Source organism: Sphingopyxis sp. C-1 (genome assembly GCF_001047015.1).
Classification (GTDB): domain Bacteria; phylum Pseudomonadota; class Alphaproteobacteria; order Sphingomonadales; family Sphingomonadaceae; genus Sphingopyxis.
Genome location: NZ_BBRO01000001.1, coordinates 2,866,903 through 2,891,764, shown reverse-complemented (window position 1 = coordinate 2,891,764; position 24,862 = coordinate 2,866,903). Strand labels below are relative to the sequence as shown.

The following is a 24,862-nucleotide window of genomic DNA, read 5'->3' as shown; positions in this document are numbered from 1 at the left end:
TCCGTGCGGGGCTGGTAATTTTGTTGCGAATCTGTTATAATGAATTCAACACGCCGACACTGTGCCTCTTCCCGCCGCCGGGCTGAGGTATCCTTGGCGTTTCCGATGGAGCCACATCCCTTGTCAATCTGACTGGCTAGCGCCGCCCTACCAGCCCAATCCCCCTCCCGCAGAGGGCCGGATATACCGCTGTTCACGCGCTTTCCTGTCCCCCGACAAGGCCAATGAAAGGAACTTGAATGTCCGCAAGCACGCCCGTCTTCGAAGTCGGTGACTATGTCGTTTATCCCAAACATGGCGTGGGGCGCGTCATCGAGTTGCAAAAGTCCGAAATCGCCGGAATGCAGCTCGAACTCTATGTCCTCCGCTTCGAAAAGGAAAAGATGACGCTTCGCGTTCCGACCAACAAGGCTGAAGGCGTCGGCATGCGCAAGCTGTCGTCGGATAAGACGCTGAAAGAAGCGCTGCAGGTCCTGACCACCAAGCCGAAGGTGAAGCGCACCATGTGGTCGCGCCGCGCGCAGGAATATGAAGCGAAGATCAATTCGGGCGACCTCGTGTCGATCGCCGAAGTGACCCGCGACCTTTTCCGCGCCGACGATCAGCCCGAGCAGAGCTATTCGGAACGTCAGATCTTTGAAGCGGCATCGAGCCGCCTCGCGCGCGAACTCGGCGCGATGGAAGAAAGCGACGAAAAGACGGCGCAGGCGAAGATCCTCCAGATCCTCAACGAGCATGCGCCGCTCTATTACGCCGAAAAAGTGTAATCGCGTCCACAGCGATGAAGGAAAGGGCGGTCTGGTAGGGCCGCCCTTTTTCGTTTCAGAACCCTTTTTCGCGTCATGCATGGACGACGAAGGGTTGGAATATCCTACGGGTAAGTGGCGCTGACGAAATATAACCCGTCGGGCGGCGCGTTGAGGCCGAGTGCGTTGCGGTCGGCGGCATCGAGTGCCGCTTTCAGGTCGCGCGCAGTCCACTTGCCGTAACCGACGAGCGCTAGACAGCCCACCATCGAGCGCACCTGGTGGTGCAGGAAACTACGCGCCGCCGCCTCGACGATGATCTCTTCGCCATGACGGCTGACGGTCAGCCGATCCAGCGTCTTCACCGGACTTTGCGACTGGCAATGCGCCGAGCGGAAGGTGGTGAAGTCATGAAGCCCGATGAGTTGCTGCGCCGCCGCGTGCATCGCATCGGAATCGAGCGGTCGGGCGACCTGCCACGACAATCCCTTGTCCCACGTCAACGGCGCGCGGCGATTGACGATACGATATTCGTACGACCGGCCGGTGCAGGCAAAACGTGCATGCCAATCGTCGGGGACGATCTCGCAGCCGACGATCGCGACCGGCGCCGGGCGAAGCTGCGCATTCAGCGCCTCGGTCAGCTTGAACGGGGTCAACGGCTTTTCGATATCGACATGCGCGCGCATCGCGATCGCATGGACACCCGCGTCTGTGCGCCCGGCGCTGAGCACCTGTACCGTTTCGGCGGTGAAGCGGTGGATCGCTTCCTCGATCACCTGCTGGACGCTGGGGCCATGCGCCTGCCGCTGCCAGCCCATATAGGGGCGGCCGTCATATTCGATCGTGAGCGCGAAACGTGTCATGCGAGGCGCGTGCCTGCGGGGACCGGCCGCCCGCGGAGCAGTTCGGCTGCGTCCATCGCGGGCTTTCCGGCGCGCTGCACGCGCGTCGCGCGGATTGCGCCGGGGTTGCAGGCGATGGTGAGATTGTCGTCGAGCGTGACCCCGGGCGCGGCGCCCGCAACACTGTCGGAAGGATGCACGGCTTCGGCCGCCAAAATCTTGTAGCGCTCGCCCTCAAATTCGAAAAAGGCGCCGGGCATCGGATTGAATGCGCGGATTTGCCGTTCGACCTGCACAGCGCTCGTCAGAAAATCGAGCCGCGCCTCGCTCTTGTCGATCTTCGCCGCATAGGTGACCCCCTCTTCGGGCTGGGGCTCGGGCGGGAAGGCGTGGAGATCGCTCAGCACGCGCCGCATCATCAGTGCACCCATTTCGGCGAGTTCATGGGTCAGGATGCCCGCGTTCTTGCGCCCCATCGGCGTCGTCTCGATCAACCGCATCGCGCCGGTGTCGAGCCCGATGTCCATCTGCATGATCGTCACGCCGGTCTGAGTATCGCCCGCGAGGATCGCGCGCTGCACCGGCGCTGCTCCACGCCAGCGGGGCAGGACCGAGCCATGGACGTTGAGGCAGCCCTCACGCGGAGCGTCCAGGATCGGCTGCGGCAGGATCAGTCCATAGGCTGCGACCACCGCGACATCGAGGTCGAGCGCGGCGAATTCGGCCTGCGCCTCTTCGGTCTTGAGGCTCTTTGGCGTGCGGACGGGCAGGCCATGTTCCTCGGCCCAGACCTGCACCGGGCTCTTCTGCAGTTTCTTGCCGCGCTGCGCCGGCCGTGGTGGCTGGGTATAGACGGCCACGATGTCGTGCCCCGCCGCGTCGAGCGCGGCGAGCGTCGGTACCGCGAAGGGCGGCGTTCCCATGAAGGCGATGCGCATGGGCTGCGCCTTTGGCGGAGGATGCGGCGCGGCGCAAGGCCAACGCTCCTCACATCCGTCACCCCGGACTTGATCCGGGGTCACGCTTCCCACCGTCGCGGAGCGGGGCCCCGGATCAAGTCCGGGGTGACGAGGGAGGGATATTGTGCACCGATTGCACACTCACTACCAACGTAACATGGCCTCCACCGAAATCGAAGCGCTCGTCCAGCAACTCGCCCGCCTGCCGGGCCTCGGCCCGCGTTCGGCGCGGCGCGCGGTGCTGCATCTGATGAAGAAGCGCGAGAGCAGTTTTGCGCCGCTGCTCGCCGCGCTGCAGACGGTATCCGAACGGCTCGTCACCTGCGGGATTTGCGGCAATGTCGATACGCAGGACCCCTGCGCCATCTGCGCCGACCCGCGCCGCGATGCGCGGTCGCTGTGCGTCGTCGAGGAAGTGTCGGACCTGTGGGCTCTCGACAAGTCGCGGCTGTTTCCGGGAAAATATCACGTCCTCGGCGGACGATTGTCGGCGCTGGAGGGCGTGCGGCCGCAGGACCTCAGCATCGATGCGCTCGTCGCACGCGTTGCGGCGGGCGGCATCGACGAGGTCGTGCTGGCGATGAACGCAACCTTGGAAGGGCAGACGACGGCGCATTATCTCGCCGAGCGGCTGGAGGGCTATCCGGTGCGCCTGACCCAGCTCGCGCATGGCCTGCCGGTGGGCGGCGAACTCGATTATCTTGACGAGGGAACGCTGGCGCAGGCGCTGAGGGCCCGTCGGCCGGTAGGGTGACTCAAGGCTGCGGCGTCAACGCTTCCAACTTCCGTCCCATCAGCTTTTCGATCAATCCACGATAATAGGCAGCAAGTTCGGGTTCGTCGCCGATGATCTCCAGCGCACGGGCGATCGGCACCCAGCCGTTGGCGCCGTTGACGAAGATGGCGGCGCCCGTCCGGCGGTCGGGGGAGAAATAGACAAGGTCGGTCTGCCCCTCGTCATTCCCCGTGTGCTGCAGGATCAAATGTTTCCCATAATAATGGGCCTGCCAGCCAAATGTGTAGCCATATCGATCGGGGCAACGCCGCACGAAGGGCTTTTCGCAGCCGTAACGATCGTCATCCGCAAGCGAGGTCAGAATCGTTTCTCGTATCTGCCGTGTTTTCGAACGTTTCGCCGATGCGTCGATGAGCCGTTTCAGGAAGGCGGCATAGGCGTCGGGGGTCGCGATCAGGTCATAGGCTGCGCCGATACCCGTCCCTTCGCGCAAACCCGGATAAGTTGAAGCCAGATCGAGCGTGGCACCCTTTGCATCGAATGGCAGTGCCAGTTGTCCCTCTGTCCAGCCGGGGAGTTCGCCAACCGCCATTCGGTCGATATGCCAAGGGCGAAACAGGGTTTCGGCGGCAAGGAGGCGTAACGATTTTCCCGTCTTTGCTTCGGCATAACGCGCCGCAAGTTCGATCCCCGCGCCCGAATAGCGATAGCGCCTGCCCGGCGTCCAATCGAAGGCGAGTTTGCCGTCGGCGTAATCGTCGGGCCAATTGCGCAATCCGGATCGGTGCGCCAACAAAATGCGCGTGGTAAGCAAGGCATAGCGCGGGTCGCGGTCGATGTCGGCGGATTTGACCGTTCGGGCGATCGGTTCGTCCAGGTCAATCCGGCCGTCGGCCGCCAGCGCGAGCAGGGTTTCAGCGGTTACCGTTTTGGCGATGGACGCTGTGTTGAAGGCGGTCCGGGCGGTTATCGGCATCCCCGGGCTCTGTTCTCCATAATGGCCCGACCAGATGATGCGGCCGTCGCGGATGACCGCGATGCCGATTCCGCCGATCTTCTCATCTTTCACGATTGAAGGCATCCGGCGCGCCATTTCGACATCGAGTTTGGCGGCAGCTGGCGCCATGTCGCGGGCGTCGGCGCGATCCGCGGACCAGGCCCCGACAAGGATCGGAATCGCCAGAAGCAAAAGTCTCATCACATCTCCAAAGTCGGCGATTGCGGTCCGACTGTTACGGCCGCGCGATGAGCGCCGTGTGAATGCGCTACCTCTTGACCCGGCGCCTTCCCGACCATACCTGCACGCCATGGCCTTACTCCCTATCATAGAGACCCCGGATCCCCGGCTGCGCGTCATTTCGAAGCCCGTCGAGACATTCGATGCCGAGCTGAAGACGCTGGTCGCCGACATGTTCGAAACGATGTACGACGCCCCCGGTATCGGGCTGGCCGCGATCCAGGTCGGGGTGGCGAAGCGCATCCTCGTCATCGACCTGCAGGAAGCCGATCCCGAAGACCCCGAGGGTAAGAAGGTCATCCGCGAGCCGCGCGTCTTCATCAATCCCGTCTTCTCTGACGAGAGCGAGGAGCATAGCATTTATCAGGAGGGCTGCCTGTCGGTCCCCGAGCAATATGCCGACGTGACGCGTCCCGCCGAGGTCACCGTCGACTGGCAGGACGAAGACGGCAAGCATCACCAGGAACGCATGACCGGATTGATGGCGACGTGCATTCAGCATGAGCACGACCATCTGGAGGGCATCCTGTTCATCGATCATCTGTCGCGGCTGAAGCGCGAGATGGTGCTGAAGAAGCTGGCGAAGCTCCGCAAGGCGGCGTGACCGGCGCATAACCGACAAAAAGAAACCCCGGCTTCCACCGGGGTTTCTTTTTGTCTGCAATCTCGGTCGGGTTTACCCCGCCTTTGCCACCGCGACCATCGCGGGGCGCAGCAGCCGATCCTTCAGCATATAGCCTGCCTGCATTTCCTGCACGATTGTGCCGGGCGTCTGATCGCTCGGGATTTCGAGCATCGCCTGATGCTGGTTCGGGTCGAGCGGCAGGCCAATCGCCGCGATGCGGGTGATGCCGTTGCGTTCGAAGACGCTGAGCAATTCGCGCTCGGTCGCTTCGAGGCCCGTGATCAGCGGCTTGATCGCCTCGGCGGCGCGCTGTTCGTCGCTGAGCGCGGCGAGCGCGCGGCCGAGATTGTCGGCAACCGACAGGATGTCGCGCGCGAATTTGGTCGCGGCATAGGCGTGCGCGTCGGCGATTTCCTTGTCCTTGCGGCGCGTGACATTCTGCGTCTCGGCGCGCGCATAGAGCAAGTCCTGCTGGAGCGCGGCGACCTGTTCGGCAAGCTGTGCCAGCTCTTCATTCTCGCCCTGTGCGGGGTTCGCCGCGTCGGCGGTTTCAACTTCGGGGTTCGCGCCGTCGTCGACCGGCGTGTCATTTTCAATGTTCGTCATAAACCTATCGTATCAGTCTGGAGAGCGATTGTGCGGTAAAATCCACCATGGGAACGATCCGGGCATAGTTCAAGCGCGTCGGGCCGATGACCCCGACCACGCCGACGACACGCCCGTCCGATCCGCGATAGGGCGCCGCTATCACGGACGAGCCCGAAAGCGAGAATAATTTATTCTCCGACCCGATGAAAATTCGTGTCGCGGCGCCCTCGCGCGCGCTGTCGAGCAATTGCGCGATGTCCTGCTTGGTTTCGAGCTCGTCGAGCAACTGGCGTACGCGGTCGAGGTCGCCGACCGCATTTTCGTCGAGCAAGTTGGCCTGCCCGCGGACGATCAGCACCGGGCGGTCGGCCCCGTCGGACGACCATATGGCCAGGCCGCGGCTGACCAGATCCTGCGCGGCGCGGTCGATCGCGATACGCTCGGCCTCAATCTCATGGCGAACGCGCGCCATCGCTTCAGTCAGCGTCAGACCCGACAGCGTCGCGCTGATATAATTTCCCGCCTCGACCAGCGCCGACGGGTTGAGCCCCACCGGAATGTCGATGACGCGGTTCTCGACCGTTCCGTCACCCGCGACGAGCACCACAAGCGACTGGCTCGCCGACAAAGGCACGAAGGCGAGCTGTTTGAGCACGCGTTCATGCTTGGGAACGAGCACGAGGCCCGCGCACGCCGACAGTCCCGACAGGGCCGACGTCGCCTGCGCGAGCGCGCTTTCGATCGGGCCGGCGTCCGACAGGCTCGCCTCGATCTGTGCGCGATCCTCGGCCGAGGGCTCGGCAACCTGCATCATCCCGTCGACGAAAAGACGCAGCCCCTGTTCGGTCGGCAGGCGCCCGGCGCTGGTGTGCGGGCTGGCGAGCAGGCCGAACTCCTCCAGATCCTGCATCACGTTGCGGATCGACGCGGGCGAAAGGTTGAGCGCCGCGAGCTTCGACAAGGTGCGCGATCCGACCGGTTGGCCGGTTTCAAGATAGGCATCGACGACCAGCCGGAACACGTCGCGGGCGCGCGTGGTGAGTTCGGTGATCGGCGGGGTGGTCATAAGAGGGATTTAGGGATGGGGAGGGGTTGGGGCAAGCTTTGCTGGCCTGTGCGCGCAAGTCGCGTTAGCCTCCGCCGGGGAGAAAATTCATGACGACACCGCCACTCGACCGCGACGATCCGCTGAGCGACTTCGACCACCGCGACATCGTCCTGCTCGGTCGCAAGCATCGCGTCTACACAATGGGCAGCGGCCCCGCGGTGATCGTGATGACCGAAATGCCCGGCATCAGCCCGCATGTCGCGCGGTTCGCGCGCTGGGTCCGCGATGCGGGCTTTACCGTCTATATGCCACATATTTTCGGCAAGGATGGGGCGGTGCCCCGGGCGCCTCGCATGTTGTTCACGATGATCGGGGGGTGCATCAGCCGCCAGTTTCGCGCCTTTCAGGCCAACGAAAGCTCACCCGCGACACAGTGGCTGCGCGCATTGGCGGCGCAGGCGCACAACGAATGCGGCGGCAAGGGCGTCGGCGCGATCGGTATGTGCTTCACCGGCAATTTCGCGCTGTCGATGATGCTCGAACCATCGGTGCTCGCACCCGTGCTTGCGCAGCCGTCGCTGCCGCTGAGCGACCCGGCCGGAATGCACATTGCGCCGGATGAGCTTGCAGTGGTGAAGGCCCGGATGGATGCCGAGGATCTGACGGTGCTCGCATATCGCTTCGAGGGTGACAAATATTGCAAGGCGGCGCGCTTTGCCGCCTATGAGGATGCACTCGGCGATCGGTTTATCGGCAAGGTGCTGCCCGACAGCGCGGCGAACCCCGACAGCCCGATGAAGAACCCGCATAGCGTCGTGACCATCCATCTGATCGACGAGGCGGGCCAGCCGACGGCGCAGGCGCGCGACGAAATCCTCGATTTCTTCAAGATGCGGTTGAGCGAATGAGGCCGGCGGCCTAAGGGCCACCGCAATCACCAATCGAAAGGATAGTCTATGCGCCCCTCAGGCCGCGCGCCCGATCAGATGCGCCCCATCGGAATTGAAACCGAATTCACCATCCATGCGGAGGGTAGCGTCCTCGTCAGCTTCGGCAATACGAAGGTGCTTGTGACCGCCAGCGTCGACGAGAAGGTGCCGTCGTGGATGCGCGGCAAGGGCGCGGGCTGGGTCACCGCCGAATATGGCATGCTGCCCCGCGCCACGCACACGCGCGGCAGCCGCGAAGCGGCGAAGGGCAAGCAGTCGGGCCGGACGCAGGAAATCCAGCGACTTATCGGGCGTAGCTTGCGCGCCGTCGTCGACATGAAGAAGCTCGGCGAGCGCCAGATCATCATTGATTGCGACGTGATCCAGGCCGACGGCGGCACGCGCACGGCGTCGATTTCGGGCGCGTGGGTCGCGCTGCGCCTTGCGGTCGACAAGCTGCTCGCGGCGAAGACGATCGCCGAAGATCCAATCACGGACAAGGTCGGCGCGATCTCGTGTGGCATCTATAATGGCACGCCGGTGCTCGACCTCGACTATGATGAGGATTCGGTCGCCGAGGCCGACGGCAATTTCGTGCTCACCGCGAAAGGCCAGATCGTCGAAGTGCAGGCGAGCGCCGAGGGCGCGACCTATGACGAGGAAGGCCTGCTCCGTCTGCTCCGCCTCGCGCGCATCGGCTGCGGCGAAATCTTCGCGGCTCAGGACAAGGCGACGGGGCGCTGACATGACGCGCAGGCTCGCCCCCGGCAAGCTGGTCATCGCCAGCCACAATGCAGGCAAGGTGCGCGAAATTCGCGCGCTGCTCGACCCGTTCGGGATCGAGCCCGTGTCGGCGGGCGACCTCGGGCTTCCCGAGCCCGAGGAGACCGGGACGACCTTTCGCGAGAATGCGCTGCTGAAAGCGCACGCAAGCGCGTCGGCGTCGGGCTTGCCCGCGCTCGCCGACGACAGCGGGCTCGAGGTCGCGGCGCTCGGCGGGCGCCCTGGCGTCTATACCGCAGACTGGGCCGAACGGCAGGTGTTCGAGGGCGAGCCCGGCCGTGACTGGTATATGGCGATGGGCAAGGTCGAAGGGCTGCTGGCCGAGCAGGGGCCGGACGTCGACCGCAGCGCCTGCTTCGTCTGCACCCTCGCGCTTGCCTGGCCCGACGGCCATGCCGAAGTGTTCGAGGGGCGGGCGCAGGGCAGCCTGACGTGGCCGCCGCGCGGGCTGCTGGGCTTCGGTTATGATCCGGTGTTCGTGCCGACCGGTAACGCACTGACTTATGCGGAAATCGATCCGGCGGAAAAGCATGCGATCAGCCACCGCGCCGATGCGTTTGCGAAGCTGGTGGCGGGGGCTTTTCAGCAAATCGATTGAGGTTGCGGGAAGGGCGAACTCGCGCCATGCTCCAGCCATGATCGTCGAACTTAATGGTCTTGCGGGGGTAGGCAAACTGACCATTGGCCGGATAGTCGCGCAGTCTCTCGACGCGCGGCTGATCGACAATCACACGATTTACGATCCCGCGTTTGCGACCACCGATTTCGGATCCGAAGAATTTCGCAAGACGGTCAGAGCCGTGCGCGCCATCGTTTTTGATCGTGCGACACATCTGCCGGGCAGTACGCCGATCTTGCTGACCATCGCACCGGGGCGTGATCGCAACTGGGGCGAGGAGTGGCAGGACGCGATCCGCCGGCTCGCCGATGCGCGCGGTGTTCCACTATATGGAGTGCATCTGCGCTGTGCCCCCGCCGAGCTTGCGCGGCGGATCGCCGATCCCGGCCGCGCGGGAACGCGAAAGCTGACCGATGCGGCGGTCCTTGCTGACGGCGCTGACAGACCTGTCTTGCTCGATCATTGCGACAGACGGTTCGACCTCGATATTACCGCGTTATCAGCGGCAGAGGCAGCAGAAGCCATATTGCGCTGGGTGCGCGGCGAGGCGGGCTGACTTTCCGGGACGATGCCCTATATCGCCCCACATGCCCGAACCGCTTGCCCTTTATGTCCATTGGCCGTTTTGCGTCAGCAAATGCCCCTATTGCGACTTCAACAGCCATGTCCGCGAAAGCGTCGATCAGGCGGTGTGGCGCGAGGCGTTGCTCGCCGACCTGCGGCATGAGGCGGCGTTGCTGCCGGGGCGGACGGTCGGGTCGATCTTCTTCGGCGGCGGTACGCCCAGCCTGATGCCGCCTGCGACTGTTGCGGCTGTGATCGCGGCGGCGGGCGACGCGTGGGGCCTCGCCGATGACGTCGAGATCACGCTTGAGGCCAACCCCAATTCGGTCGAGGTCGCGAATTTCGCCGACCTTGCTGCGGCCGGGGTCAACCGCGTTTCGATAGGCGTGCAGAGCTTCGATTCCGAAGTGCTTGAATTTCTTGGCCGCGCGCACAGCGAGGACGAGGCGCGCCGTGCCATCGCGACCGCGCAGGAGCATTTCGCGCGCGTAAGCTTCGACCTGATCTATGCGCGGCCCGGCCAGTCGATGGCCGCATGGGAAGCCGAACTGGCGGGAGCGCTCGCCTTCGGCACCGACCATCTCTCGCTCTATCAGCTCACCATCGAGCCCGGCACGCGCTTTGCGACGCTCGCGGCGAAGGGCGATCTTATTATCCCAGACGGTGATACCGCCGCCGATCTGTTCGACGCGACACAGGCGATGACGCGCGCGGCCGGCTTGCCGCGGTACGAGGTGTCGAACCATGCGCGCGTCGGGCAGGAGAGCCGGCACAATCTGGCATATTGGCGCTACGCTGATTATGCGGGCGTCGGACCCGGGGCGCATGGGCGACGGCTGGGTCAGGCAACCGAGCGGCACAAGAAGCCCGAGAATTTCATCGCGGCGGTGGAGCGCAACGGCCACGGCCTGAAAGTCGAAACCGACCTGCCGGCGCATGAGCGCGCGACCGAGGCGATGCTGATGGGGCTGCGACTGACCGAAGGGATCGACCTGGCGCGGATCGAGGCGCGGAGCGGGCTGCTACGTGAGGCGTTCGTGGATGCCGACGCGGTGGCACGGCTGACCGCGCAGGGGTTGATGTGGCAAAACGGCGATCGGCTGGCGGTGAGCGACGACGGGATCCTGCTTCTCGACAGCATCCTTTCCGAGGTTGTCAAAACCCACTAGCTTACTCTCGACCCGTTCGTGTCGAGCGAAGTCGAGACACCCCTCGACCTAGCGCGCCGCCGATGGGCATCTCGACTTCGCTCGATGCGAACGGGAATGGGGATATGGTTTGCCGCAGCATTTGATCCGCGACTGGGATGCCCATCTGGCGCACGAGAAGCGCCGGTCGGAGCATACGCGCCGCGCCTATATAGCGACCGCCGAGCGTTTCTGCGACTTCCTGTCGCGGCATCGCGGGGGTGCGGTAGATGCGCGCATGCTGAAGGCACTGACCCCGAACGACCTGCGCGCCTATCTCGCCGACCGCCGGGCCGAGGGGCTTGGCAATGCGTCGGCGGCTCGCGAGCTTTCGGCCCTGCGCACTTTCCTGCGTTTTGTCGGCGGGTCGAATGCCAGCGTGCCGCAGATGCGCGGGCCTCGGGTGAAAAAGGGGCTGCCGCGCCCTGTCTCGCCCGCCGAGGCGTTGCAACTTGCGCAGGATGTAGAGGACAATGCGCGCGAGGGTTGGGTCGGTGCGCGCGATTTTGCGCTGCTGTTGCTGCTCTATGGCGCCGGGCTGCGCATCGGCGAGGCGCTGTCGCTCACGGGCGCGGCGTTGCCGCTCGGCGAGACATTGCGCGTGACGGGCAAGCGGAACAGGACGCGCATCGTGCCGATCCTGCCCGCCGTCGCGAGCGCGGTGTCGCGCTATGTCGAGGCTTGTCCCTGGCCGATCGCCAAGGATACGCCGGTCTTCCTCGGCGCACGCGGAGGGCCGCTTCAGCCCGGCGTCGTCCGCGCCAGCGTCCGCTCGGCTCGCCGCGCGCTGGGGCTTCCCGAACGCACGACGCCGCACGCCCTACGCCACAGTTTCGCGACGCATTTGCTTGCCGGGGGTGCCGATCTGCGCAGCCTTCAGGAATTGCTCGGTCATGCGAGCCTTGCCTCGACGCAGATTTATACCGCGGTCGATGCCGCTCATCTGCTCGATATCTACCGGAGCGCGCACCCGCGCGCCTAGTTCGCCTGCTTGGGCTTCCAGGTGATGACGCGGTAGATATAGATCACCACAAGCGATCCGATCGCGACGAGCGCGACGGGGCCGACAAAGGCGTCGAGGTTCGCGAACTTTCCACCGAACCAATTGCCCGCGCCCGCGAGCGCGGCGATCCAGACCGTCGATCCGGCGGCGGTCCAAACCAAGAATTTTGCCTGGTTCATCTTTACCATACCTGCGGGCAGCGACACCATTGTCCGCGCGACGGGCATGAAGCGCGCGATGAAGACGATCGCGGGTCCATATTTCAGGAAGAAAGCGTGCAGTCGCTCGACCTCCGCCCAGTCGAGCGTCAGCCAGCGGCCGTGGCGGTCGATGAAGGGTTTGAGCCGTTCATAACCGATCCAGCGGCCGATGCCGTACCAGATCCAGTTGCCCGCGGTCGTTCCCGCAACGGCGACCGCGACGAGCGTCCAGAAATCGAAATGACCCTTCGCGACCGCGATGCCGCCAAGCCCCATGATCACCTCGGACGGGATCGGCGGGAACACATTTTCGAGGAACATGAGGATGAAAATCCCCACATAGCCCCAACTCTGTATCAGGTTCAGGATGAAGTCGGTCATGATTAGGGAACGCGCGGGCGCGTCAGCCGATCCGCCGCTTAATCGCGTCCCAGATCATTCCCGCCGTATCGCTGTTGTTGAAACGGTCGATCGCAACGATCCCGGTGGGCGACGTGACGTTGATTTCGGTCAGCCATTCGCCGCCGATGACGTCGATACCGACGAAGACCAGCCCGCGTTCGCGCAGTTGCGGGCCGAGCACGTCGCAGATTTCCTGCTCGCGCGGAGTGAGTTCGGCCGCCTCGGCATAGCCGCCGACTGCCAGGTTCGAACGGAATTCGCCTTCGCCGGGTTTGCGGTTGATCGCGCCCGCGACCTCGCCGTCGACGAGCACGATGCGCTTGTCGCCCTTGCTGACACTCGGCAGGAACTGCTGCACCATAAACGGTTCGGGCCACACCTGTCCGAACAGTTCGACAAGCGCGCCGAGGTTGCCGCCGTCGGCGTCGATCTTGAATACCGCCTTGCCGCCATTGCCGTGCAGCGGCTTGATCACCACGGCGCCGTGGCGGGCCTGAAAATCCTTCACCGCGTCCAGCTCGCGCGTCACCATCGTCGGCGGCATGAACTCAGGGAAATCGAGCACGAACACTTTTTCCGGCGCGTTGCGGACCGAGACCGGGTCGTTCACCACCAGCGTCTCGCCCGCGATGCGTTCTAGCAGCCAGGTGCCGGTGAGGTAACCGAGGTCGAAGGGCGGATCCTGTCGCATCAGGACGACGTCGATATCGCGGCCTAGGTCGAGCAGCACTTCATCGCCGAACTTGTAGTGCGCGCCTGCCTCACGTTGCGCCTCGATGATGCGGTGCGCTTTCGTCGTCAACCGCCCGGCCTCCCACGTCAATCCGCGCACGTCATAATGATAAAGCTCGTAACCGCGTTCGAGCGCCTTCAGGATCAGGTGGAAACTGCTGTCGCCCCCGATATTGATACCATCCATCGGGTCCATTTGTACCGCGGCGCGCAGGGTCATTATTTCTTCCTCAGGGTTGCCAGACGTGGACCAGATGGCGTGGCAGGCGCCCTGGCGCAAGAAGCATCACGTCGATGCGGATATCGTCGCGTGGTCCCGCGAAGCGCGGGCTCAGCATTTCGGCGGCTGCAGCGACGCGGCGCAGGCGATATTGGTCGATGGCAAGGTCGAGATCGGTGGCGCGATCGCGCCATTTGACTTCGATAAAGGCGACGGTCCGCCCACGTCGCGCAACAAGGTCGACTTCGCCGACGGGCACGCGGAGCCGCTCGCCCAAAATGCGCCACCCGTGAAGGCGCAGCCACCATGCGGCGCGGCGCTCGGCCTTGCGCCCACGTGCTTCGGCGGCGGCGCGGTTCAAGCCTGCTCTTTCAGTGTCAGCGCGCGTGCATAGACGTCATGGCGGTCGAGCCCGAAGCGCTTCGCCACCGCCTTTGCCGCCTGCGCGACGGGTTTGTCGGCCATGGCTTCGCGGAGCGCTGCATCGAGGGTCGCATCATCGGCCGCCTCGGCCACAATCTCGCCCGGCGGGCCGACGATCACGACGATCTCGCCCTTGGGCGGCGCATCGGCGTAGCGCGCAGAGAGTTCGGTCAGCGTGCCCGTGACGCATTCCTCGAACATCTTGCTGATCTCGCGCGCGACCGCCGCCTCGCGATCGCCGAGCCCTTCGGCCATCGCGGAAAGCGACGCCGACAGCCGTGGACCGCTTTCGTAAAAGACCAGAGTGGCGCGCAGCGCCGCGAATTCGGCGAGAGTGTCGGCGCGCGCCTTTGCCTTGTTGGGCAGGAAGCCCGCGAACAGGAAACGGTCGCTCGGCAGGCCCGACAGCGTGATAGCGGCAATCGCGGCGCAGGGGCCGGGCAGGGTGGTGACATGCCGTCCCGCTGCACGCGCATCCCGGACGAGCTTGTAGCCGGGGTCCGAAATCAACGGGGTGCCGGCGTCCGACACCAAAACGACAACTTCTTGCTCCATTCGCGCAACCAGCGCGGCGCGGGTGCGTTCGTCGCTATGATCATGATAGGGGGTCATCGGAACACGCAAACCCAGATGCGACAGCAGTTTCGCGGTCACGCGCGTATCCTCTGCGGCGATCACGCCAGCGGAGGCGAGCGTTTTGGCGGCACGCGGGGTGATGTCGCCAAGGTTGCCGATGGGCGTCGCGACGATATAGAGACCGGGCAAGGGAGAATCTGAGATGTTCGAATCTGGCATGACGCTGAAAATGGCAGAAACTGTCGCCCAGCGCCAAAATAATGCACCGGCCCGCCGCCAAATGTTGCGCGGGCTGGGTGTGGCGGCGATGGCGGGTCTGCTCGCAGCGTGTCAGGTCGTGCCCAAGTCGAACGGCCCGGCGACCCCGCCGCCGCCGACAAACCCGGACGACAATGTCGGCCCCGGCCTTCCCACTGACACCGATCGCCATCGCGTTGCGCTACTCGTCCCGCAAACGGGCCCGAATGCTGACGTGGGTACGGCGATCGCCAATGCGACGACGCTGGCGCTGCTCGACTCGCGCACCGAACGCGTGCGCATCACCACTTATGACACCGCGCTCGGCGCCGCCGCGGCGGCGCGGCAAGCGGTCGCCGACGGCAATAAGCTGATCCTCGGCCCCTTGCTCAGCGAAGACGTCACCGCAGTCGCGCCGGTCGCACGAGAAGCGAAGGTGCCGGTGCTAAGCTTCTCGAACGACAGCAGCGTTGCGGGCAACGGCGTTTTTATCATGGGCTTCGTTCCCGGCCAGTCGGTTGAACGCGTCGTCGCCTTTTCGCGCGCCAAGGGACATCAGCGTTTCGGCGCTCTCGTTCCCAAGAATGTCTATGGCGATCGCTCGGCCGCGGCGTTCCGCGCTGCGGTGGCGCAGGCGGGCGGCACGCTCGTCGCGGTGGAAAGCTATGACCGCAGCGCGACCGCGCTGACGGGCGCGGCGCGGCGGATCGCCAACGCCGGCGCGATGGACGCGGTGCTGATTGCCGACAGCGGCGGCAATGCGATCCGCGCCGTTCCCGTGATCAAGACGACGGGGAACAAGCAAATCCTCGGCACGGAACTCTGGAACACCGACGCGGCGCTCGGCAGCAGCGCGGTGATGCGCGGGTCGTGGTTCGCCAGCGTCTCGGACGGCCTCTACGGCCAACTCGCAACCAAATATCGCACGCGCTTCGGAAAGGCGCCGTATCGGCTCGCGAGTCTCGGCTACGACTCGGTACTGTTGACGGTACGCATCGCGCGCGATTGGAAACCGGGTACCAATTTCCCGGCGAACCGCTTGCTCGCTGCCGACGGTTTCGGCGGTATCGACGGCATTTTCCGCTTCAGCAATCGCGGGATCGCCGAGCGTGCGCTCGAGGTTAGCGAGATCGGCGCAGGCGGCTTCCGCGTCGTCGATCCCGCGCCGACAAAATGGTAGTGGCAGAGCAGCCACAGTCGGCCCGAAAAGCGTTATAAGGTGAGCGGCGCGCCCTTTACGACTGCGCTTTGATCACTATATGACCACCACGCGTGTTTTTGCGTCGATGCTGCACGCCTATTTTAAACGACCCAGGAGATACAGCTATACCACCGCCCATGACCCGTCGCCCAATGGCACCGATGCCGCCGAAAAACGGCCCGCGTTACAATGAATTCATCTCCTCTCCGAAAGTTCGTGTGATCGACGAGGAAGGTGAAAATCTGGGCGTAATGCTGACGGCCGAAGCGATCGAGCAGGCGGCCGAGGTGGGTCTCGACCTGGTGGAGGTCTCTCCGAACGCCGATCCGCCGGTGTGCAAATTCCTTGACGTCGGCAAGTTCAAATATGAGGCGCAGAAGAAGGCGAACCTCGCACGCAAGAGCCAGAAGACGCAGGAAATCAAAGAGATTAAGATGCGTCCGAACATCGACGATCATGATTTCGATGTGAAGATGAAGAAGGTCTTCGACTTCCTCGAGGAAGGCGACAAGGTCAAGATGACCATGCGCTTCCGCGGCCGCGAAATGAGCCACACGCAGCTTGGCCTCAACGTGCTTCAGCGCGTTGCCGAACTGACCGCCGAGATCGCGAAGGTCGAAGCGCACCCGCGTACCGAAGGCCGTCAGATGCTGATGGTGATCGCGCCGAAATAAGCGCTGGCTCAGCCGATACGAAATTCGAGGGCGGTCGTTCCAGCGGGACGGCCGCCCTTTTCGTATCGCCGCTCGATCATCCGGACGTCGCCGCCCGCCGAAACCGCGACGAGCGTCGAAGCGCGCGTGCCATAGACGTCGCCGCGCAGGAACAGTGCGGGGTCGTCTTCTTTCTTCAGCGTTTCAAGCAGGCTCTCCGGCTCGGCGCCCGCTGCGACCACGGCCTCCAGCGCGAGGCGCAGACGATCGGCGCGCGGGCAGGGGGCGTCGACCGGCTCGTTGGCGAGCGCGTGGACGCCGGACTCCAGCGGCATGATCAACGGGACGGGGCGATTGGTCAGCAGCCGCGCGCCTCCGTCCACCGTGAACAGGTTGAACGCGTTGAAGCGCGGCAGGTCGTCGGCCGCAGGGTCGGCGAAGCGCCCTTCGCCGCGCAGCAGGTCGACCACCAGCGCGCCGCGCGACTCCTTGTCGGGATCGGGCATGGCGCCCCGCACATTGGTCACGACAACGACGCGGCCGCTGGGGCGGTGGACGCCAAGCCAGGTGCCGCCGGCCTGAAGGTCGCGGCCAGCGATGATCCCGCTGCCGTCGCCCCATTCCGCGAGCGGCGCGGCGGGGCGCGCGTGGAACTCGTCGCGATTGCCGATGAGAATAAGGGGCCAGTCGGGATGGGCTTGGTGGGCGAGGGCGACGACACACATTGCGCGCATATCGTGGCTCGCCATCCTCTTGCCAAGTCTCTTGACAAAATGCTTGGTTGAATGTTCAATCAACTCATCTTGACGAGGGAGGACGCCGATGGCCGACGAATTCGAGAAGATGGGCGAAAGCCTCCGTGGCAAGACTGGCAAGGGGCTGGGCGAATGGGTCGCCGCGGCCCGCGCGACCGGCATTTCCGGCCATATGGCACTGGTGAATCATCTCAAATCCGAACATGGCCTCGGGCACGGCTACGCCAATATGATCGTCCACGCCGCGAACGCGTCGTCATCGCTGTCGCAGGACGGCGACGCGTTGGTCGAAGCTGCGTTCGACGGCGCGAGGGCGCATTGGCGTCCGCTATATGACCGGCTGATCGCGCTCGTTCAGGGTTTCGGCGATGATGTCGAGTTGGCGCCAAAGAAGGGCTATGTCAGCCTGCGCCGCAAAAAACAGTTCGCGCTGCTCCAGCCGTCGACCAAGGATCGCTTCGACATTGGCCTCGCGCTGAAGGGCGAGGCACCGACAGGAAAGCTCGAACTTGCGGGGAGCTGGAACGCGATGGTCTCGCATCGCGTCCGTATCGCCGCCGACGAGGCAGATGACCGGGTAGCAGCCTGGCTCCGCGCCGCCTATGATCGCGCCGGATAGGAAGGGGCATCATGAACGCCGCCGACACGCGTCACCGCATCCTGATGACCGCGATGGAGCTGTTCTGGGAGAAGGGCTATCTCTCGACCTCGGTCTCCGACATATTGTCGCGCAGCCAGGTCCATTCGGGCAGCCTCTATCATTTCTTCCCGGGCAAGCAGGACGTCCTCGTCGGCGTACTCGAACTTTATCGCGACGGGATCGACGAGATGCTGCTGGCGCCGAACTGGGAGGGTGTGGACGATCCGATAGAGCGCATTTTTGCGCTGCTCGCCGGCTATCGCACGCATCTGATCGTCACCGACTGCACCTATGGCTGTCCGATCGGCAGCCTCGCTCTCGAGATTCACGAGCCCGACCCGGTGGTGCGCGACCTGATGGCGGCCAATTTCACCAACTGGTCCACCGCGATTGCCGGCTGCTTCGACGCTGCGGCAGGCCGGCTGCCGAAGGACGCCGACCGCAAGGCGCTCGGCGAATTCGTGCTGACGGTGATGGAGGGTGCGGTGATGCAGGCGCGCACATACCGCGACATCGGTTATTTCGATCGTAACATTGCTGTATTACGCGACTATATCACATCGTTGATGGCGACGGCAAAGGATGATAGCTTCGCCTGATCTTTCTGGAGGGGGGAGACTGTTATGACGGAAGTTCGCAAAACGCCGTGGCACCTGTGGGTCGTCGGCGGAGTGTCGCTGGTGTGGAACGCTTTCGGCGCGCTCGACTATACAATGACGAAGATGGGCAACGCCGAATATCTCGCAGGATTCACTCCCGAGCAGCAGGCCTGGTTCGCCAGCTATCCCATCTGGGCAAATATCGGCTGGGCGCTCGGCGTCTGGGGATCGGTGCTCGGATCGGTGCTGCTTCTTGTGCGCAGCCGCCACGCGGTGACGGCCTTCCTGCTTTCGCTGGTGGGGCTTGCGATCAGCTGCATCTATCAGTTCGGCATGCATTATGCCGACCTGATGCGCATGTTCGGCACTTTTCCGATGATTTTCACCGCGATCATCTGGGCGATCCTGATCGCGCTCTATGTCTATGCGCGGCGCCAGGCTGCGGCGGGCATCCTGCGCTGAAACAAAAAAAGGGGGCGTTCGGCGACGCCCCCTTTTGATCCTTAGCGCGCCCGAATGAAGGCGCGGATATCCGCCGACAATTTATGGCGGTCCTCGTCGCGGATATACATCATGTGACCCGCCCCATAATAGGTATATTGGATGCGGTCCTGGGGGATGCCGGTGCGCGACAGCGCATATTCGGCGGCGAAAAAGGGCGTCGCGAAATCATAATAGCCCTGTGCGACCAGCACCTTCAGCCCCGAATTCTCGCGTAGCGCCTGCCCGATATAGGGCGCGACATTCAGATAGGAGTTGCTGTCGCGGTCGCCGATCCGCCAGTCCCATTGACCCCCGATCCGGCCGATCGATTGATATTCGCGGTCGGTCTTGAACCCCAGCCCGTCGCGGCTCCAGCTATTGATCGCGGCGGTATAGCTTGCGTCGATGCCATAGAAGCTTGGATCATTGTCGGGGCTTTCGCCCGCGCTGTCATAATCCTTGCCCGTGTAGCGGCTGTCGAGCCGGCCGACGGTCAGCCCGCGGTCGCGCAGCAATTCCTTGTAGAAGCGGCTCGGCGTGACGCGCAGGTCGGCATTTTCGAGGAAGGTTTCGGACAGGCCGGTAAAGCGCGACAATTCGCGGCGGATCGCGGCGCGTTCCTCTCCCTGCAATTTCTGGCCCTTGAGCAGTGCGGTGGCATAGGGGCCGATCGCCCATTGCCGTGCTTCCTCGGCAAAGGCTTCGGGCGACGAAGCCGTCGCCTTGCCGTGATAGAGCGCGGTCACGGCCATCGAGGGCAGATTGGTGATCGGCGACAATTCATTGCCCGGCGTATCGGCGCCCGCGGCAAAATCGAGCACGGTGGAGATCAGGATGATCCCGTTCAGCGCGACATCATTATATGTCTCGTTCATCAACTGGTTGGCGACCGCGGCCGAACGCGTCGTGCCATAGCTTTCGCCGCCAAGATATTTGGGGCTGTTCCAGCGGCCATTGTCGTTGAGCCAGCGGCGGATCACCTCGGCAACCAGCTTTGCGTCCTGCGTGACGCCGTAATAATCCTTGGGGTCCGCCTTGCCGATCAGGTGCGAGAAGCCGGTACCCGGCGGGTCGATGAACACGACGTCGGTGACATCGAGCAGCGCGTCGGGATTGTCGACGATCGGATAGGGCGGAGCGCCGTCGTCGGTGCCATTGCCGGGGATCGCCACGCGCTTTGGCCCGAACGCCCCCATCATCAACCAGACGGTGCCCGACCCCGGGCCGCCGTTGAACAGGAAGGTAATTGGCCGGCTCGGGTCCCGCGGTTCCTTGACGTAGGAAGTGGTGACGACCGCGACTTCGGGGACGCCGTCCTTATTCTTGATGATCGTCTCGCCGATCGTTGCGGCATAGTTGATCCGCTGTCCGCCGAATGTCCCCGACAGCTTGGTGGTGCGAACCTGCGGTTCATAATCGGTGGGCTTTTCGGCCTTGGCCTTCTCGTCGGCAGGCTTGTCCTGCGCGTAAAGGACGGCGGGCGCGGCGGCGGCAAGCGCCAGGGCGATAAGCGACAGACCTGTTTTCATTGATGGTTCTCCCCGTTGCGGGGCGGACCCTAGGCAGCCGAAACGGCGGGGGCAAGGACGCTTATCGGAAAACGTATACGTTTTGTCGAAGCATGGGATCAGGCAGCCTTGGGTTGTACCGATAATTGCAGGCCAAGCGCGTCAAGAACTGCCGTCAGCGTCTCCAGCGTGGGATTTCCGTTCTTGGAAAGCGCGTTGTAGAGCGCTTGTCTTCCGAGTCCGGTTTGCCGTGCGATTTCGGTCATTCCCTTCGATCGCGCAACATCCCCTAGCGCGCTGGCGATGTGCTTTGCATCATTTCCCTCCATCGCCGCCTCTAAATAATAGCGTATGTCCTCAGCGGTTTCGAGATAGTTCGCCGGGTCAAAGGGAGTGTTTCCCGTGCCATCATTTGCTTCCTTTGCCAGCGCCTTGGCTTTGACGCTAGGAGTTGGGGCCAGGGATTAATCCAAACCGGAGCAGCTCAACGCCCCCATTTCGTCTTGCTCTGCTTCCCAAAACGCCCCTTGCGTGTCCCCGGCTTGCCCTCGTTCGAGCGCCCGACGCGCGGCGCGACTTGTTCGTCCGCGGGCAGGCCGAGTTCATCGGCTTCGAGTTTGCGGATTTCGTCGCGCAGTCGGCCGGCTTCCTCGAATTCCAGGTCGGCGGCGGCGTCGCGCATCTTCTTTTCGAGCTCCTGGATGTACGCGCGCAGATTATGGCCGACCATGTGCGCGGGCTTGTCGTCGCCGATGTCGATCGTCACCTGGTCCTTCGACGCGACATGCGCGATGATGTCGCCGATGTTGCGCTTGATCGTCGTCGGGGTGATGCCGTGCTCGGCGTTATACGCTTCCTGCTTTTCGCGGCGCCGGTCGGTCTCGCGCATCGCGCGTTCCATGCTGCCGGTGATGCGGTCGGCGTAGAGGATGACGCGGCCGTCGACATTGCGCGCCGCGCGGCCGATCGTCTGGACGAGCGAGGTTTCGCTGCGCAAAAAGCCTTCCTTGTCGGCGTCGAGGATCGCCACGAGCCCGCATTCGGGAATGTCGAGGCCCTCGCGCAGGAGGTTGATCCCGACCAGCACGTCGAACACCCCGAGCCGCAGGTCGCGGATGATCTCGATACGCTCGAGCGTCTCGACGTCCGAGTGCATGTAGCGGACCTTGAGCCCCGCTTCGTGAAGGAACTCGGTAAGATCCTCGGCCATGCGCTTCGTCAGTGTCGTGACGAGCGTGCGGTATCCCGCCGCCGCGGTCGCCTTTGCCTCGGCGATCAGGTCGTCAACCTGCTCCTCGACCGGCTTGATAAACACTGGCGGGTCGATCAGGCCGGTGGGGCGGATCACCTGTTCGGCGAAGACGCCCTGCGTACGATCCATCTCCCACGTCCCGGGCGTCGCCGATACGCTCACTGTCTGCGGCCGCATCATGTCCCATTCGGCAAAGCGCAGCGGACGATTGTCGATGCAGCTCGGCAGGCGGAAGCCATATTCGGCGAGGGTGATCTTGCGGCGATGGTCGCCCTTCGACATCGCGCCAATCTGTGGGATCGTCTGGTGGCTCTCGTCGACGAAGAGCAGGGCGTTGTCGGGCAGATATTCGAACAGGGTCGGCGGCGGCTCGCCGGGCAGGCGGCCGGTCAGGAAACGGCTGTAATTCTCGATCCCCGCGCAGCTACCGGTCGCGGCAATCATCTCCAGGTCGAAATTGGTGCGCTGTTCAAGCCTTTGGGCTTCGAGCAGGCGTCCTTCGGCTTCAAGTTCCTTCAGCCGCTCAGCAAGCTCGTGGCGGATCGCCTCCGAAGCCTGCTTCAGCGTCGGGCCGGGGGTTACATAGTGGCTGTTCGCATAAACGCGGACATAGTTGAGATTTGCGATCTTCTTGCCCGTCAGCGGGTCGAATTCGGTGATTTCCTCGATCTCGTCGCCGAAGAAACTGACGCGCCACGCCATGTCCTCATAGTGCGAGGGGAAGATTTCGAGGCTGTCGCCGCGCACGCGAAAATTGCCGCGCGCGAATGCCTGATCGTTGCGTTTATATTGCAGCGCGACAAGCTTGCGAATGATTTCGCGGTTATCGGCGACCTGACCCTTCTTCAAATCGAAGATCATTGCCGAATAGGTTTCGACCGAGCCGATTCCGTATAGGCACGATACCGAGGCGACGATGATGACGTCGTCGCGTTCGAGCAACGCACGCGTCGCCGAGTGGCGCATGCGGTCGATCGCCTCGTTTACGCTCGACTCCTTCTCGATATAGGTGTCGGACCGCGGCACATAGGCCTCTGGCTGGTAATAGTCGTAATAGCTGACGAAATATTCGACCGCATTGTTCGGAAAGAAGCTCTTGAACTCACCATAGAGCTGCGCCGCTAGGATCTTGTTCGGCGCGAGGATCAGCGCCGGGCGCTGCAACTCGTCGATGACTTTCGCCATGGTGAAGGTCTTGCCCGAACCGGTGACGCCGAGCAGTACCTGATCGCGCTCGCCATCGAGCGCCGTCGATACCAGTTCCTTGATCGCCGTCGGTTGGTCGCCGGCGGGCTCATAGTCGCTAACTAACTCGAATCGTTTGCCGCCTTCGACCTTGTCGGGGCGTGCCGGACGGTGCGGGACATAACCCTCGGCCGTATCGATTTCATCGAGCGATGTACGAATCTGAATTGCCATTGCTGCCAATATGGTATCGATGGGGCGGGTCCACAATCGCAATGAATCAAAACAGAACCCCCGAATGAATAGTCACAGGAGACAGGGTATGAAGAAATTTCTGACGGTAGCCGCCATTGGCGCGCTGGTCGCAGTGGCCGGTTGCAGCGGCAAGAGCGAAAATGCGAGCGGTCCGGTGAAGCGCGAAGCGGGTAACTGGAAGACCGACGTCAAGCTGGTGAAGTTCGAAGTCCCCGGCATGCCCGCCGAAATGAAGGACGGCATGGCGAAGATGATGGAAGGCGCTAGCGGCATGGACCAGTGCTTCACGCAGGAACAGGTCGACAAGGAAGATGTCGCGGCGGAACTCGCCAAGGGTCCGGGCAACGGCGGCGAGTGCAAATGGTCGAAGAAGGACGTCGCCGGCGGCAAGATCGACGTCGCGGGCACCTGCACGGCCAACGGCCAGACCGTCGACATGGCGATGGTCGGCACGATGGCAGCCAAGAAGACCGACGTCACCATCACGACCAAGGGCAAGGTCCCGACCGGCGGCGATATGGAAATGGTCATGCAGATGACCAGCACCCACACTGGTCCCTGCAAAACGCCGACCACGACGTAAGTCGGCGCGCCTTTTAGGAAAAATTTTGGAGCGCCGGTGGAAACCGGCGCTCCTTTCATATAGGTTGCACCTAGAGGGGGGTCGCAACCATGCTCTGCTATATTATTATGAGGGCCGCCTTCGACGGTAACGGGCATCGCGCGTTGCATATCGGTGCTGCCTGAACTTGACCGCTTGGCTCGATCGTCGTGCCACTCCGTTGCTGCTCGGCCTTGCTGCCGGGCTGCTTGCGGTAGCCGCCGGATTGCTCGCCGGAGCGGACGCTGCCGAACGCGCGGGGCTGGCGGCACGATGGACCGCGCGGGCGGGACTGCCGCTGTTTCTTGTCGCCTTCCTTGCATCGACGCTCATGCGTCGCTGGCCTGGACCAGCGACGCGCGCGCTACTGCGCCGGCGACGGCAATGGGGGTTGGGCTTCGCGCTGGCGCACACGATTCACCTCGTCGCGCTCGGCATCAACGTCATCGTCTATGCGCCGGGGCGGACCTGGCAATCGCTGATCGGCGGCGGGCTGGCCTATGTCATCATCTATCTGATGGCGCTGACCTCGACCGACGCCTGGCAGAGGCGGCTCGGCAAATGGTGGAGGCATCTGCACCGTTTTGGCGTCTATTATATATGGTTCATCTTCACCGCGAGCTATGCTGGGCGTGCCTTTGGCGCCGATCCGGAAAAGCGTGTCGTCGGCATTGTCTTTGGCAGCGTCATGGTCGCCGCGCTCGCGCTGCGGCTCTGGCCCGGACGGCGTGTCATGCGATGAGCGGTGAAGCGTATCGACTTGCCGGGCGACAGAACAGGTGGGGCTGTCGGGTCGCCCGGCGAAGTCTAAAAATGAGACCTGAGGGGGATCGAAGGGTGCCAGGGACCAGCTCGCACCTTTCGCCTTTTGGCCTCACACCGCATCATCGTAGGAATGACGCGATGGAGGAAAGAATGCCACAGTTTCGAAGCTGCGGCAGTTACAAGGGGTCACATGCCACGATGTTGCCATTTGATAACCAATTCTTAACCGGCTTTCGCGTTTTTCCTCGCAGATTGGCGCGGTGCTTTTCTTCTGATATGGCGTTCAGGCGCCTTGTTACCGTTACG

At 63.5% G+C, this 24,862-nt stretch carries 29 protein-coding genes; 16 read left to right on the top strand and 13 right to left on the bottom strand.

Annotated features, from left to right (window positions below):
- Nucleotides 1–239 precede the first annotated feature (239 nt).
- Complete coding sequence (locus tag SC1_RS13550; protein ID WP_062182596.1) at nucleotides 240–767, top strand: CarD family transcriptional regulator; 528 nt, start codon at nucleotides 240–242, stop codon at nucleotides 765–767.
- Nucleotides 768–871: 104 nt separating this feature from the next.
- Here the strand turns inward: SC1_RS13550 and truA are convergent, their stop codons facing one another.
- Entirely contained in the window at nucleotides 872–1,612 is a 741-nt protein-coding gene (gene truA / locus SC1_RS13545; RefSeq protein WP_062182593.1) for a tRNA pseudouridine(38-40) synthase TruA, read from the bottom strand.
- A complete protein-coding gene (gene fmt / locus SC1_RS13540; RefSeq protein WP_062182590.1) occupies nucleotides 1,609–2,529 on the bottom strand; it encodes a methionyl-tRNA formyltransferase in 921 nt (306 codons plus the stop codon). Before fmt ends, truA begins: the two co-directional genes overlap by 4 nt.
- Nucleotides 2,530–2,707: 178 nt before the next feature.
- Between fmt and recR the strand changes: the two genes are divergently transcribed.
- Entirely contained in the window at nucleotides 2,708–3,304 is a 597-nt protein-coding gene (recR, locus tag SC1_RS13535) for a recombination mediator RecR (protein ID WP_058454976.1), read from the top strand.
- Nucleotide 3,305: 1 nt separating this feature from the next.
- Here recR and SC1_RS13530 read toward each other — a convergent pair whose 3' ends face one another.
- Nucleotides 3,306–4,484 carry a serine hydrolase gene (locus tag SC1_RS13530; RefSeq protein WP_062182587.1) on the bottom strand — a complete coding sequence of 393 codons (1,179 nt, stop codon included), beginning with the start codon at nucleotides 4,482–4,484 and terminating at the stop codon, nucleotides 3,306–3,308.
- Between the two features lie 109 nt (nucleotides 4,485–4,593).
- Between SC1_RS13530 and def the strand changes: the two genes are divergently transcribed.
- A complete protein-coding gene (gene def, locus SC1_RS13525; RefSeq protein ID WP_062182584.1) occupies nucleotides 4,594–5,127 on the top strand; it encodes a peptide deformylase in 534 nt (177 codons plus the stop codon).
- Between the two features lie 72 nt (nucleotides 5,128–5,199).
- Here def and grpE read toward each other — a convergent pair whose 3' ends face one another.
- Both grpE and hrcA read right to left on the bottom strand, forming a co-directional pair.
- On the bottom strand, nucleotides 5,200–5,754 hold the full coding sequence (grpE, locus tag SC1_RS13520; protein ID WP_062182582.1) for a nucleotide exchange factor GrpE: 555 nt from the start codon (nucleotides 5,752–5,754) through the stop codon (nucleotides 5,200–5,202).
- Between the two features lie 4 nt (nucleotides 5,755–5,758).
- On the bottom strand, nucleotides 5,759–6,802 hold the full coding sequence (gene hrcA / locus SC1_RS13515; RefSeq protein ID WP_062182577.1) for a heat-inducible transcriptional repressor HrcA: 1,044 nt from the start codon (nucleotides 6,800–6,802) through the stop codon (nucleotides 5,759–5,761).
- Nucleotides 6,803–6,891: 89 nt separating this feature from the next.
- Here hrcA and SC1_RS13510 point away from each other — a divergent pair, with 89 nt between their 5' ends.
- From SC1_RS13510 to SC1_RS13485, 6 genes are all read left to right on the top strand, one after another.
- On the top strand, nucleotides 6,892–7,692 hold the full coding sequence (locus SC1_RS13510; RefSeq protein WP_062182573.1) for a dienelactone hydrolase family protein: 801 nt from the start codon (nucleotides 6,892–6,894) through the stop codon (nucleotides 7,690–7,692).
- A gap of 48 nt (nucleotides 7,693–7,740) precedes the next feature.
- A complete protein-coding gene (rph, locus tag SC1_RS13505; protein WP_062182570.1) occupies nucleotides 7,741–8,457 on the top strand; it encodes a ribonuclease PH in 717 nt (238 codons plus the stop codon).
- 1 nt (nucleotide 8,458) lies between these two features.
- Nucleotides 8,459–9,094: an RdgB/HAM1 family non-canonical purine NTP pyrophosphatase gene (gene rdgB, locus SC1_RS13500; protein WP_062182568.1), complete on the top strand. Its 636-nt coding sequence runs from the start codon at nucleotides 8,459–8,461 to the stop codon at nucleotides 9,092–9,094.
- A 37-nt stretch (nucleotides 9,095–9,131) separates the two neighbouring features.
- On the top strand, nucleotides 9,132–9,671 hold the full coding sequence (locus SC1_RS13495; protein ID WP_062182565.1) for an AAA family ATPase: 540 nt from the start codon (nucleotides 9,132–9,134) through the stop codon (nucleotides 9,669–9,671).
- 31 nt (nucleotides 9,672–9,702) lie between these two features.
- Nucleotides 9,703–10,848, top strand: coding sequence for a radical SAM family heme chaperone HemW (hemW, locus tag SC1_RS13490; protein WP_062182563.1), 1,146 nt, complete (start codon nucleotides 9,703–9,705; stop codon nucleotides 10,846–10,848).
- Nucleotides 10,849–10,957: 109 nt separating this feature from the next.
- Nucleotides 10,958–11,848, top strand: coding sequence for a tyrosine recombinase XerC (locus SC1_RS13485; RefSeq protein WP_062182560.1), 891 nt, complete (start codon nucleotides 10,958–10,960; stop codon nucleotides 11,846–11,848).
- Here the strand turns inward: SC1_RS13485 and SC1_RS13480 are convergent.
- The 4 genes from SC1_RS13480 to rsmI are packed head-to-tail and all read right to left on the bottom strand — an operon-like array spanning nucleotide 11,845 to nucleotide 14,641.
- The gene (locus tag SC1_RS13480) at nucleotides 11,845–12,450 is read right to left on the bottom strand and encodes a DedA family protein (protein WP_062182556.1); all 606 of its coding nucleotides are present in this window, start codon (nucleotides 12,448–12,450) and stop codon (nucleotides 11,845–11,847) included. The two genes, SC1_RS13485 and SC1_RS13480, sit on opposite strands and share 4 nt — an antisense overlap.
- A gap of 22 nt (nucleotides 12,451–12,472) precedes the next feature.
- Nucleotides 12,473–13,423 carry a glutathione synthase gene (gene gshB, locus SC1_RS13475; protein ID WP_062182553.1) on the bottom strand — a complete coding sequence of 317 codons (951 nt, stop codon included), beginning with the start codon at nucleotides 13,421–13,423 and terminating at the stop codon, nucleotides 12,473–12,475.
- A gap of 10 nt (nucleotides 13,424–13,433) precedes the next feature.
- Nucleotides 13,434–13,784 carry a YraN family protein gene (locus tag SC1_RS13470; RefSeq protein ID WP_062182550.1) on the bottom strand — a complete coding sequence of 117 codons (351 nt, stop codon included), beginning with the start codon at nucleotides 13,782–13,784 and terminating at the stop codon, nucleotides 13,434–13,436.
- Nucleotides 13,781–14,641 carry a 16S rRNA (cytidine(1402)-2'-O)-methyltransferase gene (gene rsmI, locus SC1_RS13465; protein ID WP_062182547.1) on the bottom strand — a complete coding sequence of 287 codons (861 nt, stop codon included), beginning with the start codon at nucleotides 14,639–14,641 and terminating at the stop codon, nucleotides 13,781–13,783. The genes SC1_RS13470 and rsmI overlap by 4 nt, the downstream gene beginning before the upstream one ends.
- Before the next feature lie 61 nt (nucleotides 14,642–14,702).
- On the opposite strand from rsmI, the gene SC1_RS13460 reads away from it, so the two are divergent.
- Together SC1_RS13460 and infC are read left to right on the top strand one after the other, a co-directional pair.
- A complete protein-coding gene (locus tag SC1_RS13460) occupies nucleotides 14,703–15,839 on the top strand; it encodes a penicillin-binding protein activator (protein WP_083435934.1) in 1,137 nt (378 codons plus the stop codon).
- A 158-nt stretch (nucleotides 15,840–15,997) separates the two neighbouring features.
- The gene (gene infC, locus SC1_RS13455; RefSeq protein WP_062182544.1) at nucleotides 15,998–16,534 is read left to right on the top strand and encodes a translation initiation factor IF-3; all 537 of its coding nucleotides are present in this window, start codon (nucleotides 15,998–16,000) and stop codon (nucleotides 16,532–16,534) included.
- Nucleotides 16,535–16,542: 8 nt separating this feature from the next.
- Here infC and SC1_RS13450 read toward each other — a convergent pair whose 3' ends face one another.
- Nucleotides 16,543–17,262 (bottom strand): NRDE family protein, encoded by a 720-nt coding sequence (locus tag SC1_RS13450; RefSeq protein WP_238586694.1) that lies wholly within the window; start codon nucleotides 17,260–17,262, stop codon nucleotides 16,543–16,545.
- Nucleotides 17,263–17,335: 73 nt separating this feature from the next.
- Here SC1_RS13450 and SC1_RS13445 point away from each other — a divergent pair, with 73 nt between their 5' ends.
- The 3 genes from SC1_RS13445 to SC1_RS13435 are packed head-to-tail and all read left to right on the top strand — an operon-like array spanning nucleotide 17,336 to nucleotide 18,969.
- The gene (locus tag SC1_RS13445) at nucleotides 17,336–17,887 is read left to right on the top strand and encodes a DUF5655 domain-containing protein (RefSeq protein WP_062182542.1); all 552 of its coding nucleotides are present in this window, start codon (nucleotides 17,336–17,338) and stop codon (nucleotides 17,885–17,887) included.
- 11 nt (nucleotides 17,888–17,898) lie between these two features.
- Complete coding sequence (locus SC1_RS13440; RefSeq protein ID WP_062182539.1) at nucleotides 17,899–18,507, top strand: TetR/AcrR family transcriptional regulator; 609 nt, start codon at nucleotides 17,899–17,901, stop codon at nucleotides 18,505–18,507.
- Between the two features lie 24 nt (nucleotides 18,508–18,531).
- The gene (locus SC1_RS13435) at nucleotides 18,532–18,969 is read left to right on the top strand and encodes a hypothetical protein (RefSeq protein ID WP_062182536.1); all 438 of its coding nucleotides are present in this window, start codon (nucleotides 18,532–18,534) and stop codon (nucleotides 18,967–18,969) included.
- A 41-nt stretch (nucleotides 18,970–19,010) separates the two neighbouring features.
- Here the strand turns inward: SC1_RS13435 and SC1_RS13430 are convergent, their stop codons facing one another.
- The 3 genes from SC1_RS13430 to uvrB form a co-directional block, all read right to left on the bottom strand.
- On the bottom strand, nucleotides 19,011–20,519 hold the full coding sequence (locus SC1_RS13430) for a S10 family peptidase (protein WP_062182533.1): 1,509 nt from the start codon (nucleotides 20,517–20,519) through the stop codon (nucleotides 19,011–19,013).
- Between the two features lie 98 nt (nucleotides 20,520–20,617).
- Nucleotides 20,618–20,926, bottom strand: coding sequence for an addiction module antidote protein (locus SC1_RS13425; protein WP_062182530.1), 309 nt, complete (start codon nucleotides 20,924–20,926; stop codon nucleotides 20,618–20,620).
- Between the two features lie 56 nt (nucleotides 20,927–20,982).
- Entirely contained in the window at nucleotides 20,983–23,169 is a 2,187-nt protein-coding gene (gene uvrB / locus SC1_RS13420) for an excinuclease ABC subunit UvrB (protein ID WP_062182527.1), read from the bottom strand.
- Between the two features lie 88 nt (nucleotides 23,170–23,257).
- Here uvrB and SC1_RS13415 point away from each other — a divergent pair, with 88 nt between their 5' ends.
- The gene (locus SC1_RS13415; RefSeq protein WP_062182524.1) at nucleotides 23,258–23,773 is read left to right on the top strand and encodes a DUF3617 domain-containing protein; all 516 of its coding nucleotides are present in this window, start codon (nucleotides 23,258–23,260) and stop codon (nucleotides 23,771–23,773) included.
- 166 nt (nucleotides 23,774–23,939) lie between these two features.
- On the top strand, nucleotides 23,940–24,533 hold the full coding sequence (locus tag SC1_RS13410) for a hypothetical protein (protein ID WP_062182520.1): 594 nt from the start codon (nucleotides 23,940–23,942) through the stop codon (nucleotides 24,531–24,533).
- Nucleotides 24,534–24,862 lie beyond the last annotated feature (329 nt).

What these genes read in the sequence shown, in the direction of transcription:
- SC1_RS13550 (WP_062182596.1), top strand. Translation starts at nt 240, where the DNA reads ATGTCCGCAAGCACGCCCGTCTTCGAAGTCGGTGACTATGTCGTTTAT.
- truA (WP_062182593.1), bottom strand. Translation starts at nt 1,612, where the DNA reads ATGACACGTTTCGCGCTCACGATCGAATATGACGGCCGCCCCTATATG.
- fmt (WP_062182590.1), bottom strand. Translation starts at nt 2,529, where the DNA reads ATGCGCATCGCCTTCATGGGAACGCCGCCCTTCGCGGTACCGACGCTC.
- recR (WP_058454976.1), top strand. Translation starts at nt 2,708, where the DNA reads ATGGCCTCCACCGAAATCGAAGCGCTCGTCCAGCAACTCGCCCGCCTG.
- SC1_RS13530 (WP_062182587.1), bottom strand. Translation starts at nt 4,484, where the DNA reads ATGAGACTTTTGCTTCTGGCGATTCCGATCCTTGTCGGGGCCTGGTCC.
- def (WP_062182584.1), top strand. Translation starts at nt 4,594, where the DNA reads ATGGCCTTACTCCCTATCATAGAGACCCCGGATCCCCGGCTGCGCGTC.
- grpE (WP_062182582.1), bottom strand. Translation starts at nt 5,754, where the DNA reads ATGACGAACATTGAAAATGACACGCCGGTCGACGACGGCGCGAACCCC.
- hrcA (WP_062182577.1), bottom strand. Translation starts at nt 6,802, where the DNA reads ATGACCACCCCGCCGATCACCGAACTCACCACGCGCGCCCGCGACGTG.
- SC1_RS13510 (WP_062182573.1), top strand. Translation starts at nt 6,892, where the DNA reads ATGACGACACCGCCACTCGACCGCGACGATCCGCTGAGCGACTTCGAC.
- rph (WP_062182570.1), top strand. Translation starts at nt 7,741, where the DNA reads ATGCGCCCCTCAGGCCGCGCGCCCGATCAGATGCGCCCCATCGGAATT.
- rdgB (WP_062182568.1), top strand. Translation starts at nt 8,459, where the DNA reads ATGACGCGCAGGCTCGCCCCCGGCAAGCTGGTCATCGCCAGCCACAAT.
- SC1_RS13495 (WP_062182565.1), top strand. Translation starts at nt 9,132, where the DNA reads ATGATCGTCGAACTTAATGGTCTTGCGGGGGTAGGCAAACTGACCATT.
- hemW (WP_062182563.1), top strand. Translation starts at nt 9,703, where the DNA reads ATGCCCGAACCGCTTGCCCTTTATGTCCATTGGCCGTTTTGCGTCAGC.
- SC1_RS13480 (WP_062182556.1), bottom strand. Translation starts at nt 12,450, where the DNA reads ATGACCGACTTCATCCTGAACCTGATACAGAGTTGGGGCTATGTGGGG.
- gshB (WP_062182553.1), bottom strand. Translation starts at nt 13,423, where the DNA reads ATGACCCTGCGCGCCGCGGTACAAATGGACCCGATGGATGGTATCAAT.
- rsmI (WP_062182547.1), bottom strand. Translation starts at nt 14,641, where the DNA reads ATGCCAGATTCGAACATCTCAGATTCTCCCTTGCCCGGTCTCTATATC.
- SC1_RS13460 (WP_083435934.1), top strand. Translation starts at nt 14,703, where the DNA reads ATGTTGCGCGGGCTGGGTGTGGCGGCGATGGCGGGTCTGCTCGCAGCG.
- infC (WP_062182544.1), top strand. Translation starts at nt 15,998, where the DNA reads ATGACCCGTCGCCCAATGGCACCGATGCCGCCGAAAAACGGCCCGCGT.
- SC1_RS13450 (WP_238586694.1), bottom strand. Translation starts at nt 17,262, where the DNA reads ATGGCGAGCCACGATATGCGCGCAATGTGTGTCGTCGCCCTCGCCCAC.
- SC1_RS13445 (WP_062182542.1), top strand. Translation starts at nt 17,336, where the DNA reads ATGGCCGACGAATTCGAGAAGATGGGCGAAAGCCTCCGTGGCAAGACT.
- SC1_RS13440 (WP_062182539.1), top strand. Translation starts at nt 17,899, where the DNA reads ATGAACGCCGCCGACACGCGTCACCGCATCCTGATGACCGCGATGGAG.
- SC1_RS13435 (WP_062182536.1), top strand. Translation starts at nt 18,532, where the DNA reads ATGACGGAAGTTCGCAAAACGCCGTGGCACCTGTGGGTCGTCGGCGGA.
- SC1_RS13430 (WP_062182533.1), bottom strand. Translation starts at nt 20,519, where the DNA reads ATGAAAACAGGTCTGTCGCTTATCGCCCTGGCGCTTGCCGCCGCCGCG.
- uvrB (WP_062182527.1), bottom strand. Translation starts at nt 23,169, where the DNA reads ATGGCAATTCAGATTCGTACATCGCTCGATGAAATCGATACGGCCGAG.
- SC1_RS13415 (WP_062182524.1), top strand. Translation starts at nt 23,258, where the DNA reads ATGAAGAAATTTCTGACGGTAGCCGCCATTGGCGCGCTGGTCGCAGTG.